Origin of the sequence: Sutcliffiella halmapala (genome assembly GCF_002019665.1) — a bacterium.
GTDB lineage: Bacteria > Bacillota > Bacilli > Bacillales > Bacillaceae_I > Sutcliffiella_A > Sutcliffiella_A halmapala.
Genome location: NZ_KV917375.1, coordinates 2749576 through 2763638, shown reverse-complemented (window position 1 = coordinate 2763638; position 14063 = coordinate 2749576). Strand labels below are relative to the sequence as shown.

Annotated in this window: 11 protein-coding genes; all 11 read left to right on the top strand. The window is 38.2% G+C overall.

The features are described 5' to 3' along the window. The first annotated feature begins 65 nt into the window (after positions 1-65). Positions 66-1769, top strand: a complete 1704-nt coding sequence (locus tag BK580_RS13620) for a proline--tRNA ligase (RefSeq protein WP_078380866.1) — start codon at positions 66-68, stop codon at positions 1767-1769. 82 nt (positions 1770-1851) lie between these two features. Then, positions 1852-6162, top strand: coding sequence for a PolC-type DNA polymerase III (locus BK580_RS13615; RefSeq protein ID WP_078380865.1), 4311 nt, complete (start codon positions 1852-1854; stop codon positions 6160-6162). Positions 6163-6482: 320 nt separating this feature from the next. Continuing rightward, positions 6483-6953: a ribosome maturation factor RimP gene (gene rimP, locus BK580_RS13610; protein ID WP_078380864.1), complete on the top strand. Its 471-nt coding sequence runs from the start codon at positions 6483-6485 to the stop codon at positions 6951-6953. Positions 6954-7033: 80 nt separating this feature from the next. After that, a complete protein-coding gene (gene nusA / locus BK580_RS13605; protein ID WP_078380863.1) occupies positions 7034-8155 on the top strand; it encodes a transcription termination factor NusA in 1122 nt (373 codons plus the stop codon). Between the two features lie 23 nt (positions 8156-8178). After that, a complete protein-coding gene (rnpM, locus tag BK580_RS13600; protein WP_078380862.1) occupies positions 8179-8463 on the top strand; it encodes an RNase P modulator RnpM in 285 nt (94 codons plus the stop codon). After that, complete coding sequence (locus BK580_RS13595; RefSeq protein WP_078380861.1) at positions 8460-8759, top strand: YlxQ family RNA-binding protein; 300 nt, start codon at positions 8460-8462, stop codon at positions 8757-8759. The genes rnpM and BK580_RS13595 overlap by 4 nt, the downstream gene beginning before the upstream one ends. A 17-nt stretch (positions 8760-8776) precedes the next feature. After that, positions 8777-10918: a translation initiation factor IF-2 gene (infB, locus tag BK580_RS13590; protein WP_078380860.1), complete on the top strand. Its 2142-nt coding sequence runs from the start codon at positions 8777-8779 to the stop codon at positions 10916-10918. Next, on the top strand, positions 10915-11193 hold the full coding sequence (locus BK580_RS13585) for a DUF503 domain-containing protein (protein ID WP_078380859.1): 279 nt from the start codon (positions 10915-10917) through the stop codon (positions 11191-11193). The genes infB and BK580_RS13585 overlap by 4 nt, the downstream gene beginning before the upstream one ends. Positions 11194-11206: 13 nt before the next feature. Next, positions 11207-11566: a 30S ribosome-binding factor RbfA gene (gene rbfA / locus BK580_RS13580; RefSeq protein ID WP_078380858.1), complete on the top strand. Its 360-nt coding sequence runs from the start codon at positions 11207-11209 to the stop codon at positions 11564-11566. A 522-nt stretch (positions 11567-12088) separates the two neighbouring features. Further along, a complete protein-coding gene (gene truB / locus BK580_RS13575) occupies positions 12089-13009 on the top strand; it encodes a tRNA pseudouridine(55) synthase TruB (protein ID WP_078380857.1) in 921 nt (306 codons plus the stop codon). Between the two features lie 57 nt (positions 13010-13066). Beyond that, positions 13067-14056: a bifunctional riboflavin kinase/FAD synthetase gene (gene ribF, locus BK580_RS13570; protein ID WP_078380856.1), complete on the top strand. Its 990-nt coding sequence runs from the start codon at positions 13067-13069 to the stop codon at positions 14054-14056. The last annotated feature ends 7 nt before the right edge of the window (positions 14057-14063 follow it).

Sequence of the window (14063 nt, the reverse complement as noted above, 5' to 3'; positions counted from 1 at the left end):
ATCGATAGAGATGCAAGTTCTCTTTGCTTTTATTGAAAAATTAAACATGTTATGGGGTGCCCTATATGAAACAGAGTATGACGCTTATTCCTACATTAAGAGAAGTCCCTGCAGATGCAGAAGTAAAAAGCCATCAATTATTATTAAGAGCGGGCTTTATTCGCCAAAATACTAGTGGTATTTACAGCTTTCTACCTTTAGGGAAAAAAGTATTGAAGAAAGTGGAAGACATTGTTCGTGAAGAAATGGAAAATGCAGATGCTGTCGAGCTTTTGATGCCAGCAATGCAAGCAGCAGAGCTATGGCAAGAGTCTGGTAGATGGTACTCTTATGGACCAGAGTTAATGAGGTTAAAAGACCGTCACAATCGTGACTTTGCTCTTGGTGCCACACATGAAGAGGTTATTACGACCATTGTTCGTGATGAGGTTAAATCCTATAAAAAACTTCCCTTAACACTTTATCAAATTCAGAATAAATTCCGTGATGAAAAGCGTCCGCGATTTGGATTATTAAGAGGAAGAGAGTTTCTTATGAAGGATGCGTATTCTTTTCATGCCTCTCATGAAAGCTTGGATGATGTGTATCAGAAGATGTACACTGCCTACTCCAATATTTTTACAAGATTAGGCTTGAATTTCCGAGCAGTTATAGCGGATTCTGGAGCAATGGGTGGGAAGGATACACATGAATTTATGGTTCTATCAGAAATAGGAGAGGACACGATTGCGTATTCCTCTGAGTCTTCTTTTGCTGCAAACATAGAGATGGCACCGGTTGTAGCGAATTATGAACGTAAGAACGAAGAAAATAAAGAGTTAGAAAAAGTAGAGACTCCAAACCAAAAAACAATCGAAGAAGTATCTAGCTTCTTACAGGTTGAAAGTGCGGATTGCATAAAGACAATTGGTTTTAAAGTAGATGAGAAGTTTGTTGCCGTATTAGTTCGTGGTGATCATGAAATTAATGATGTGAAACTGAAAAATCTTTACCAGGCATCAATCGTTGAATTAGCTACACCAGAAGAAGTGAAAGAGCAATTCGGTTGTTCTATCGGATCTCTTGGACCAATTGGTATACCTACTAGCATCGAAGTAATAGCAGATTCAGCGGTAGAATATATCGTAAATGGCGTAAGTGGAGCAAATGAAGAAGGTTATCATTATACAAATGTAAATCCTGTAAGAGATTTCACTGTTACGCAGTATACCGATCTTCGCTTCATACAAGAGGGCGATCTTTCCCCAGATGGCCAAGGTGTTATCCAATTTGCAAAAGGCATTGAGGTTGGACATATATTTAAGCTGGGTACACGTTATAGTGAAGCAATGGGTGCAACTTATCTAGATGAGAACGGAAGAACGCAACATATGATTATGGGCTGCTACGGGATTGGTGTATCTCGAGTGATGGCAGCAGTAGTAGAACAATTCCATGATGAGAGCGGAATTGTGTGGCCAAACTCTGTTACTCCATATGATGTGCATGTTATACCGGTCAACGTGAAAAATGAGGCACAAGCAAACCTTGCAGAAGAACTATATTCGGACTTGAAGAAAGCTGGTCTTGAAGTATTGCTAGATGACCGTCAAGAAAGACCTGGAGTGAAATTTGCTGATGCAGATTTAATCGGTCTTCCGGTTCGAGTCACAGTTGGAAAAAAAGCAGAGGAAAAAATAGTAGAAGTAAAATGGAGAAAAACAGGTGAGATGGAAGAATTATCTGTGGATCAATTAATTCAAACTATTCGTCAATCTGTAGTAAAATAAGCTAGATTAAATTCTTATACTTCAGGTACCACTTCGTGTGGTACCTTCTATTATGAATGGAGAAAGGAGTCTGAACATTTCTATGGAATTATTGCAAGAAAAAAAAGATAGATTTCGCCTTCTTCTTCAGCAACTGGAACTAACAAGTGATGATATATTCCCCTATTTTGCGGATGCTGGAATTGATAAACTGACCGTAGAAAAAACGAGTAAAAAATGGCATTTTCATTTTGTTTTAAAGAAAATATTACCTGCAGCCATTTATGAATTATTTTACACAAAACTGACAAAAAGCTTTGCTCATATTGCAAACGTTTCTTTTCATATTAGTGTGAGTGATCGCTCTTATGAAGATTCTTATATCCAGGATTACTGGCCAATTTGTTTAAGAGAATTAGAAGGTTGTTCTCCGCCGTTACTAATGCTTTTAAAAGGTCAACTACCCACTCTTCACGGAAATAAGCTCATGCTTACTGCAAGAAATGAAGCGGAAGCAATAGCGGTAAAGAGAAAATTAAATACGATTATTTGTTCCAGTTATGAAAGCTATGGATTTCCCATGTATGTTCTTGATACAAGTCTTTCACATTCTGAAGAGGAATATAAGCAGTTTGTAGAGCAAAAACAACTAGAAGATCAACAAAAAGCATTAGCTGCCATGACAGAAATGCAGAAAAAAGATAGCGCAAATCAAGATAATGCAGCGATAACGGGACCGATTATGATCGGATATAACATCAAAGATGATGCTGAAATGAAAACCCTAGCTGAGATTGTAGAAGAAGAAAGACGAGTTTCAGTCCAGGGTTATGTATTTGATGCAGAAACGAAAGAATTGAGAAGTGGCCGGACATTATTAACGTTCAAGATTACGGACTATACCAATTCTATTCTTGTAAAAATGTTTTCACGTGATAAAGAGGATGTCCCTCTTTTACAAGGCATTAAAAAGGGAATGTGGTTAAAAGTTCGAGGTAGTATTCAGAATGATACATTTGTTCGCGATCTCGTAATGATGGCAAACGATATCAATGAATTTAAAGGGAAAGAAATAATCGACACTGCCCCAGTAGGCGAGAAAAGGGTAGAGCTCCATTTACATTCACCAATGAGTTCGATGGATGCCGTTAGTTCGATATCATCGCTTGTTGGACAAGCAAAAAAGTGGGGACATGAGGCAATTGCTATTACAGATCATGCAGTAGCACAAGCGTACCCAGAAGCATATTCAGCTGGCAAAAAAAATGGCGTTAAAATACTGTACGGTTTAGAAGCGAACCTAGTAGATGACGGTGTTCCAATAGCCTATAACCCAGCCCATCGAAATCTTGCAGAAGAAACATATGTGGTTTTTGATGTGGAGACAACAGGCTTATCAGCAATGTATGACACCATTATCGAGTTAGCAGCAGTGAAAATTAGAGATGGGGAAATAATTGATCGTTTTGAATCCTTTTCTAATCCGCATCACCCTTTGTCTGCGACTACAATTAATCTTACAGGAATTACAGATGATATGGTCCGGAATGCACCAGAGGTTGGGGATGTATTGAAGGATTTCTATAACTGGATAGAAGATGATACTTTAGTAGCGCATAATGCGAGTTTTGATATGGGATTCTTGAACATCGGATTCCAGCGCATTAATCTAGGAAAAGCAAAAAACCCTGTAATTGATACTTTAGAGTTAGGTCGTCTGTTATTTCCTGATATGAAAAACCATCGATTAAATACCCTGTGTAAAAAGTTTGATATCGAATTAACGCAACATCACCGGGCCATTTATGATGCAGAAGCTACCGGCTATTTGCTTATGAAAATGTTAAAGGATTCCCTTGAAAGAGGAATTACCTATCATGACCAATTAAATGATAACTCTGGTAAATCTGATGCTTATAAAAGAGCTAGGCCATCTCATATTACCTTACTTGCAGTAAATGAAATTGGATTGAAGAATCTATTTAAAATCGTTTCTATCTCTCATATGAATTACTTTTATCGTGTTCCGCGAATTCCTCGTTCTCAGCTGCAAAAGTTACGCGAAGGATTAATAGTTGGTACAGCATGTGATAAAGGAGAAGTTTTTGAGGGAATGATGCAAAAAGCACCAGATGAAGTGGAAGGTATTGCAGAGTTTTATGATTATATCGAGGTGCAGCCACCTAGTAATTATCAACATTTAATAGAGTTAGAATTAATTAAAGATGAAAAATCGCTAAAAGAAATAATCTCAAACATTGTCAAACTGGGAGAAAAACTAGAAAAACCAGTAGTTGCGACAGGAAATGTTCATTATTTGAAAGAAGAAGATAAAATTCATCGTGAAATACTTGTACGTTCTCAATCCGGAGCAAATCCTCTTAACCGTCACAAGCTTCCCGATGTTCACTTTAAGACAACAGATGCTATGCTAGCCGCTTTTTCATTCTTAGGAAAAGAAAAAGCGAAAGAAATAGTTGTGACGAACACACAGAAGATTGCAAATATGATCGAAGATATTAAGCCAATCAAGGATGATCTGTATACCCCTAAAATTGAAGGCGCAGATGATGAAATACGAGAAATGAGTTACTCTCGTGCACGTAGTATTTATGGTGAAAATCTACCTGAGTTAGTAGAGAAACGAATTGAGAAAGAGCTTAAGAGTATTATCGGCCATGGTTTCGCTGTTATTTATTTAATTTCACATAAGCTTGTGAAGAAATCATTAGATGACGGATATCTAGTTGGTTCTCGTGGATCGGTTGGATCCTCCTTTGTTGCAACAATGACAGAGATTACAGAGGTTAATCCCTTGCCACCACATTACGTTTGTCCAGCATGTCAGACATCGGAATTTTTTGACGATGGTTCTGTAGGTTCAGGGTTTGATTTGCCAGATAAAAATTGTCCGAACTGTGGAGAATCGTTCACGAAAGATGGCCATGATATTCCATTTGAAACGTTCTTAGGATTTAAAGGGGACAAAGTTCCAGATATCGATCTCAACTTCTCCGGGGAATATCAACCGCGAGCTCATAACTACACAAAAGAGTTGTTTGGAGAAGAATATGTTTTCCGAGCGGGGACCATTGGTACGGTTGCGGATAAAACAGCCTATGGATATGTAAAAGGGTATGCAAATGACCGAAACCTCATATTACGTGGTGCGGAAATTGATCGATTATCCTCTGGTTGTACTGGTGTAAAAAGAACAACCGGGCAGCATCCAGGTGGAATAATTGTTGTACCAGATTATATGGATATCTTTGATTTTTCACCTATTCAATTTCCGGCCGATGATACGAGTTCTGAGTGGAAAACTACACATTTTGATTTTCACTCTATACATGACAATCTTTTAAAGTTAGATATACTAGGACACGATGATCCGACTGTAATTAGGATGCTCCAGGATTTAAGTGGAATTGATCCAAAAACCATTCCAACAGATGATCCATATGTTATGAAGATCTTTAGTGGCACTGAGTCACTAGGAGTAACAGAAGAACAAATTATGTGTAAAACAGGGACACTTGGAATACCGGAATTTGGTACAAGATTTGTAAGGCAAATGCTTGAAGACACAAAGCCATCGACATTTTCAGAGCTAGTTCAAATTTCAGGGCTATCTCACGGTACTGATGTATGGCTTGGAAATGCTCAAGAGCTTATTCATAATAAAACTTGTACACTTAGCGAAGTAATCGGGTGTCGTGATGACATTATGGTATATCTTATATATAAAGGCCTTGATCCTTCCATGGCGTTTAAAATAATGGAATCTGTACGTAAAGGGAAAGGCTTATCTGATGAATTTAAAGAAGAAATGATAAAGAACGATGTTCCAGCATGGTATATAGATTCTTGTCTGAAAATAAAATATATGTTCCCGAAGGCCCATGCTGCTGCATATGTTTTAATGGCAGTTCGTATTGCTTATTTTAAAGTGCATTTCCCATTAATGTACTATGCGGCATACTTTACCGTACGTGCAGATGATTTTGACATTGAAAATATGGTGAAAGGTTCGGCATCTATTCGTCAAAAGGTTGAAGAGATAAATGCAAAAGGTTTAGATGCTGCTCCAAAAGAAAAATCTTTATTAACTGTTTTAGAATTGGCACTAGAGATGAGTGAGCGTGGTTTTTCATTCCAAAAGATTGATTTATATAAATCGCACGCATCCGATTTTATTATCGAAGGAAACTCACTGATTCCACCATTCAACTCTATTCCTGGACTTGGAACGAACGCGGCAATCAATATTGTGAATTCAAGAAAAGACGGAGAGTTTCTTTCTAAAGAAGACCTCCAGCAGCGAGGAAGAGTATCTAAAACGATTATGGAGTACCTTGACAAGCAAGGTTGTCTAGGAGACCTTCCAGATCAAAATCAACTTTCCTTGTTTTAATGAGGAGTAGAGAACGACAGAAACTAAGCGCCAGTAAGCATTGCAACTACTAGAAAGATTTGCATAATAAGCATGGATATGATATATTTACATTGGAAATGCTATATACAGGTAATTAACAAAGAGTGGGGAAACCCGCTCTTTCGTATTGTATTCCCGTTTTTCTAGCGACCTTACTCTCCGTTTAGGAAAAAGGGATAAGGTAAGATCTCGCATTAGGTGTACATAAGCTTGCTTGTTTATGATTCCCTGCTTTTAAGCAGGGTCTTTTGTTCAGATTTTAAATACATCGTTTCTCGCTACAGCGAAGGAGGAAAAAGATGAGCAAAAATGTAACAGAGACGGTAGAGGCATTAGCACTACCTATCGTACATGAAATGAAATTAGAATTAGTGGATATTGAATATGTAAAAGAAGGTTCTGCTTGGTTTTTACGTGTGTTTGTAGACAAAGAAGGCGGCATCGACATTGAAGATTGTGGTACGGTTAGTGAAAAATTGAGCGAAAAGCTTGATGAACTCGATCCAATTCCACATAACTACTTCCTAGAAGTATCTTCACCTGGTGCAGAACGTCCATTAAAGAAAAAAGAAGATCTAGAAAAATCAGTTGGGAAATATGTACATGTTAAAACATATGAACCACTAGATGGTCTAAAAACTTTTGAAGGCGACTTACTTAGTTTTGATGGAGAGACATTAATTATCTCGATGACAATAAAAACACGTAAAAAAGAAGTAGCAATTCCATATCCAAAAGTAGCCAAAGCTCGTTTGGCAGTAAAATTTTAAAAAGGGTTAATTACCTACAGGGCACATTCTAATATGTGTCTAAAACGAATCAATAGGTATGTTAAGGGGGACATGGTTGTATGAGCAGCGAGTTATTTGATGCTTTAACCCTGATGGAAAAGGAAAAAGGCATTAGTAAAGATGTAATTATAGAAGCGATTGAGGCTGCACTGATATCTGCTTACAAACGAAATTTTAATCAAGCACAAAATGTACGAGTAGATTTAAATCTAACATCAGGAACAATGCGTGTATTTGCTAGAAAAGATGTAGTAGACGAGGTATTTGATTCTCGTTTAGAAATTTCTGTACAAGAAGCACGAGGAATTGATCCGAATTACCAAGAGAATGATGTAGTTGAGATTGAAGTTACTCCAAAAGACTTTGGTCGAATTGCAGCACAAACTGCTAAACAAGTTGTCACACAACGTGTAAGAGAAGCAGAGCGTGGCGTCATTTATTCGGAGTATATTGAGCGTGAAGAAGATATCATGACAGGTATTGTCCAACGATTAGACGCTAAGTTTATCTATGTAAGCCTAGGGAAAATCGAAGCTTTGTTACCAGTAAATGAGCAAATGCCTAATGAGCATTACAAGCCTCATGATAGAATAAAAGTATTCTTAACAAAAGTTGAGAAAACAACCAAAGGTCCTCAAATCTTTGTTTCTCGTTCTCATCCAGGATTACTCAAGAGGCTATTTGAATTAGAAGTACCAGAAATTTATGACGGTACGGTTGAAATAAAGTCTGTTGCACGTGAAGCAGGAGACCGTTCTAAAATCTCAGTTCATAGTGATAATCCAGAAGTGGATCCAGTTGGTGCGTGTGTTGGACCTAAAGGTCAGCGTGTTCAAGCTATTGTGAATGAGCTAAAAGGGGAAAAAATCGATATCGTCCGTTGGTCCAAGGACCCTGTTGATTTTGTAGCAAATGCTCTTAGCCCGTCAAAAGTACTTGAAGTACAAGTGAGTGAGGAAGACAAAGCGACAACTGTTGTTGTTCCGGACTACCAACTTTCACTAGCGATTGGAAAAAGAGGGCAAAACGCTCGCCTTGCAGCTAAGTTAACTGGCTGGAAGATCGATATTAAGAGTGAAACAGAAGCCGAAGAATTAGGAATCTATCCAAGCCTAACTTTATCCAAAAATGATGAGGATGACATGGACGACTTCTATGAGGAAGAAAACACAGAAGAATGATCATAAAAAGAGGGTGAAACCAGGTGAACAATCGCAAGAAAGTTCCTATGCGAAAATGCGTTGCTAGTCAAGAATTGAGACCTAAAAAAGAATTGATTCGTATCGTACGATCAAAAGAAGGAGAAGTCTCCATTGACTTGACAGGAAAAAAGTCTGGTAGAGGGGCGTATTTAGCGAGAAACAAAGAGAGTATCCTTCTCGCACAAAAGAAAAATATATTATCCCGACATCTAGATGTAGCGATTGATAATTCATTGTATGATGAATTGCTTCAACTGGTAGAAACGGAGAAAGATTCAACATCATGAATAATCAATGGCTATCTATATTAGGTCTCGCAACAAGAGCGAGAAAAACGATTACTGGGGAAGAGCTAGTAATCAAAGAAGTAAGAGCAGGAAATGCAAAACTAGTACTTGTTGCTGGTGATGCTTCTCCTAATACGATGAAGAAGCTACATGACAAGTGTACTTACTATGAAGTACCGATAAGAACGGTGGAAGATCGGTACGAGTTAGGTCGAGCGATAGGCAAAGATGCGAGAGTTTCCATCGCAGTTACAGATGAAGGGTTTGCAAAAAAGCTCCTCACCTTGCTCGATTAATCTTTGGGGGTGAATGTATGACGAAATTACGCGTGTACGAATACGCTAAACAAAAGAACGTATCAAGTAAAGATGTCATCACAAAACTAAAAGAAATGAATATTGAGGTATCCAACCATATGGCAACATTAGACGAAGACACGATCCAAAAATTAAATGGCACTAATAAGAATGAAACACCTAAAAAGCCAGCAGCTTCCCAAGGTGCAAACACTGCACCCAAAAAACCTGCTTCTAACCAAGGTGCAACTCAAGCAAAAAACAGTCCTTCTTCTCAAAAGCCTGGGAAGAAACCTTTTAACAATAACAATAATAATTTCTCAAAAGGGAAAAAGAAACAACAAAAAACGCAACAAAACCGCGGCCCACAATCAGCGCCAACTCCACCAGTGAAGATAAAAGAAACACCTTCTAAAATCACTTTCACAGGTTCCCTTACAGTTGGAGAATTAGCAAAAAAGCTTAACAAAGAGCCATCTGAAATTATTAAAAAGCTTTTAATGCTAGGCGTTATGGCAACTATTAACCAAGACCTAGATAAGGATTCTATTGAGTTAATAGCTGGAGAGTTCAATGTGGAAGTAGAAGAAGAAATTATCTTTGAAGTAACGGATTTTGAAGGTTACGACACCGAAGATAAAGAGGAAGTATTAGAAGAGCGTCCTCCAGTTGTAACGATCATGGGCCACGTTGACCACGGGAAAACAACGCTTCTTGACTCTATCCGAAACACTAAAGTTACTGCTGGAGAAGCTGGCGGAATTACACAACATATCGGTGCTTACCAGGTTGTAGTTGAAGGTAAGAAAATTACATTCCTTGATACTCCTGGACATGCTGCCTTTACGACAATGCGTGCGCGTGGTGCACAAGTAACGGATATTACCATTCTTGTTGTTGCTGCTGATGATGGTGTAATGCCACAAACAGTAGAAGCGATTAACCATGCTAAGGCTGCGGAAGTACCAATCATCGTAGCTGTAAACAAAATGGATAAAGAAGGTGCCAATCCTGAACGTGTGATGCAAGAATTAACAGAACACGGACTAGTGTCAGAAGCATGGGGTGGAGATACTATCTTTGTACCACTTTCTGCATTAAAAGGAGAAGGCATTGACACTTTACTAGAAATGATTCTTCTTGTATCGGAAGTAGAAGAATATAAAGCAAATTCTAAACGTGCTGCTTCGGGTACTGTTATTGAAGCTCAACTTGACAAAGGAAGAGGATCTGTTGCAACCCTTCTTGTTCAAAAAGGAACATTAAAAGTGGGAGATCCAATCGTTGTTGGTAATACCTTTGGTCGTGTACGTGCAATGGTCAATGATTTAGGGCGACGAGTAAAAGAAGCTGGTCCATCAACTCCAGTTGAAATTACCGGTCTTAATGATGTGCCTCAAGCTGGAGATAACTTTATGGTATTTGCAGATGAGAAAACGGCACGTAATGTTGGAGAAGCTCGTGCGCAAAAGCAACTTCAAGAACAAAGAAGCGAAAAGACTCGTGTAACATTAGACGATCTATTTGAGCAAATTAAACAAGGTGAAATGAAAGAAATTAATCTAATTGTAAAAGCGGATGTACAAGGATCTGTAGAAGCGATGGCTGCATCTCTTCAAAAGATTGACGTTGAAGGCGCTAAAGTAAAAATTATTCACACTGGTGTTGGAGCAATCACAGAATCTGATATCATTTTAGCTTCTGCTTCCAATGCAATTGTTATTGGTTTTAATGTAAGACCAGACGTTGGAGCAAAACGTACGGCTGATGTAGAAAACGTAGATATTCGTTTACACCGTATTATTTACAAAGCGATTGAAGAAATCGAAGCAGCTATGAAAGGTATGCTTGACCCTGAATTTGAAGAAAAAGTAATCGGTCAAGTAGAAGTTCGACAAACATTTAAAGTGTCGAAAATCGGTACCATTGCAGGTGCTTATGTAACAGAAGGTAAGATCACGCGTGATTCTAGCATTCGTTTAATCCGTGACGGCATCGTTATCTTTGAAGGGGAATTAGATACTCTAAAACGCTTCAAAGACGATGTGAAAGAAGTTGCGACAAACTATGAGTGCGGTGTTACAATCAAAAACTTCAATGACATTAAAGAAGGCGACGTAATTGAAGCGTATGTAATGCAAGAAATCGAAAGAAAATGATCGGGTATTTAGAATGTGACTGTATGATCTATGATGCTCAATCTTTGAAGGACAAAAGAGCGGTGTTACAGCGAATTATGACAAGGCTTAAACAGCGTTTTAATGTCTCTGTAGCAGAGATTGACCATCAGGACGTATGGCAACGAACGAAGCTTGGGATTGTATCCGTTTCTTCGTCGAAAGTAATAACAGAAAAAGAGTTGCAAAAAGTGCTCGAGTATATAGATTCCTTTCCGGAAATAGAAAGAGCTGAAACTTCGCTTGATTGGCTCTAAAGGGGTGAAAGATATGACACTCAGATCAAATCGTGTTGGAGAGCAGATGAAAAAAGAGCTTTCTGATATTATTGGTCGCAAGATTAAGGACCCTCGTGTAGGCTTTGTTACGGTTACTGACGTACAAGTTACAGGAGACCTTCAACAGGCCAAAATTTTCATTTCCGTTCTAGGGAATGATGACCAAAGACAAGATACTCTAATTGGCCTGGCGAAAGCAAAAGGATTTATTCGAAGCGAAATCGGACGTAGAATTCGTTTAAGAAAAACACCTGAACTTTTCTTTGAATTCGATGAATCCATTGAATACGGTAATCGAATCGAAAACCTAATTCATGAACTTAATAAAAAAGACTCTGAAGATGAAGAGTAAAAAAGAAGGATAGGCAAATTGTGTCTATCCTTTTTTATAAGAAATCTCAGCAAAACACAATGCTTAACCCGTCTCCCTTGTAGATAGTACTGCTAGGCGTGAAACTCCCGGAAACAACAGGACATTTAAAGGTGACGCCTTAATTTCAGGGTAGGCATCCATACAAACCAAATTTTCTCTATGTCGGAAAAAAACAAGTGACTCAGATTCGTTAAGCACCATGTTTAACCTGTCCCCCCTGTTGATCGGAGTGCAAGGTGTGAGACTCCTGCGGGAGGAAGGGACAAGGGAGACCCCGCAGGCCGTTAGGCCGAGGAGGCTCCCGGCCCGCCCGCGGAAAGCGAACACCTGGCACGGAGATCAACAGGGTGTTTAATGTGGTCCCTTCATTTTCAGGTTAGCCTATTAGAAAAGTGAAAAAGGCTCGTTCAGTTCCGAAAACTGACATCTATAAATGAGAAATATAACCTTAGCTTATTAACCCGTCTCCAAAAAAAGTAATAAAAGAAAGAGGTGCTTCCTTTGGATGGCATTCTAGTATTAAACAAACCAAAGGGATTAACTTCCCACGATTGTGTATTTAAAGTCAGAAAAATATTAAAAACGAAAAAGGTTGGACATACAGGAACGCTTGATCCAGAAGTAACAGGAGTTTTACCACTGTGTATTGGTAAAGCAACAAAACTTGTAGAATTCTTAACCGCAGAAAAAAAGACATACATAGCCGAAGTAACAATTGGTTTCTCAACGACAACAGAAGATCAAACTGGCGAAATAGTAGAAGAAAAAAAGGTTTCTACCTCTATTTCAACCAAAGAAATTCAGGAACTACTCGAAAGTTTAAAGGGCAAAATAGAACAGACTCCACCCATGTTCTCTGCTGTAAAAATCAACGGAAAAAAACTGTATGAATACGCTAGGGAAGGGAAAGTAATTGAGCGACCTTCCAGAACTGTAACGATACATGATATTTTCTTAGTAAGTGACATCATACAGGAACATGATCAGGTTCGATTCTCTTTTGAGGTTACATGCAGTAAAGGAACATATGTAAGAACATTAGCGGTTCAAATTGGTGAGATGCTCGGGTATCCGGCGCATATGAGCTTGTTAACAAGAGTCGCATCAGGTAGTTTTTCTATTGAGCATGCTATTACACTTGAGGGGCTAGAAGAACTAGTGGCAGAGGAAAAAATCAGTGAAGTACTAATTCCAATGGAAAAAGCACTAATTTCGTTGCCTAAGCTTGAGATAAGTGATACAGTAGCAGAGAAAGTCCGTAATGGAGCGGTGTTACCTTATCCAGAAGAAATGGAAGAAGATCTAGAATACTTCAGTATTTTTCATGATAACGAATGTTTAGCTATTTACATGAAACATCCTACCAAACCTGGTTTAATGAAACCGAAGAAAGTTTTCCACGGGACTGACAATCTATTGTAGATGATTAAAAGAATTTGGCATACATACAGTATGAACATATAGATTTAGGTGATTAATATGAAAGTAGTATATTTAGAACATCCTCATACAAAAGTCCAACATGATTGTGATCCTTCTGTTGTAGCACTTGGATTTTTCGATGGTATCCACTTAGGACATCAAAAGGTAATTACTGCTGCTATAGAAAAAGCAGAAGAATTGAATTTGAACAGTGCAGTTATGACGTTAGATCCTCATCCTTCTGTTGTGTTAAGACGCAGTGTTCAGCATGTGCGTTATATCACCCCTCTTACAGAAAAGATTAAGTTGTTAACTTCATTAGGGGTTGATATTTTATACGTCGTGAAATTTGATTTTGATTTTGCTAGTCTTGTTCCACAAGATTTTGTGGATCAGTACATTATTGGGCTGAATATAAAGCATGTTGTAGCAGGTTTTGATTACTCTTACGGTCGTTTAGGCAAGGGAACTATGGAAACACTGCCTTTTCATTCAAGAGAGCAATTTGATCAAACTGTTATTGAGAAATTCACATCCAATAATCATAAAGTAAGTTCTACTTTTATTCGAGATGAGTTACAAGCGGGACGTGTAGCGGATCTTCCTCAAACCCTAGGTCGTTATTATGTAATACGTGGGACAGTTGGGCATGGGGATAAACGTGGTCGTACAATTGGTTTTCCTACTGCTAACATAGAGTTATCGGATGATTATGTTATTCCTAGAACTGGTGTATATGCTGTACGAATGTTTGTTCAAGATAAATGGTATTATGGGGTTTGTAATATAGGTTATAAACCGACCTTTAAGGAAAGAAAAGAAAACAGTTTACCTACAGTTGAGGTTCATCTCTTTGACTTTCATGACTCTATTTATGGAGAAAAAGTGATAGTAGAATGGCATCAAAGCATCAGAGAAGAACAAAAATTTTCTGGAATTGAAACACTTATTGCACAAATCCAAAAAGATAAAGAAACAGCAATTGATTATTTTCAAAAAAACACACCCAATACTTGCTTTTTAACGAAAAAAGATGTATGCTATTAAACGTACT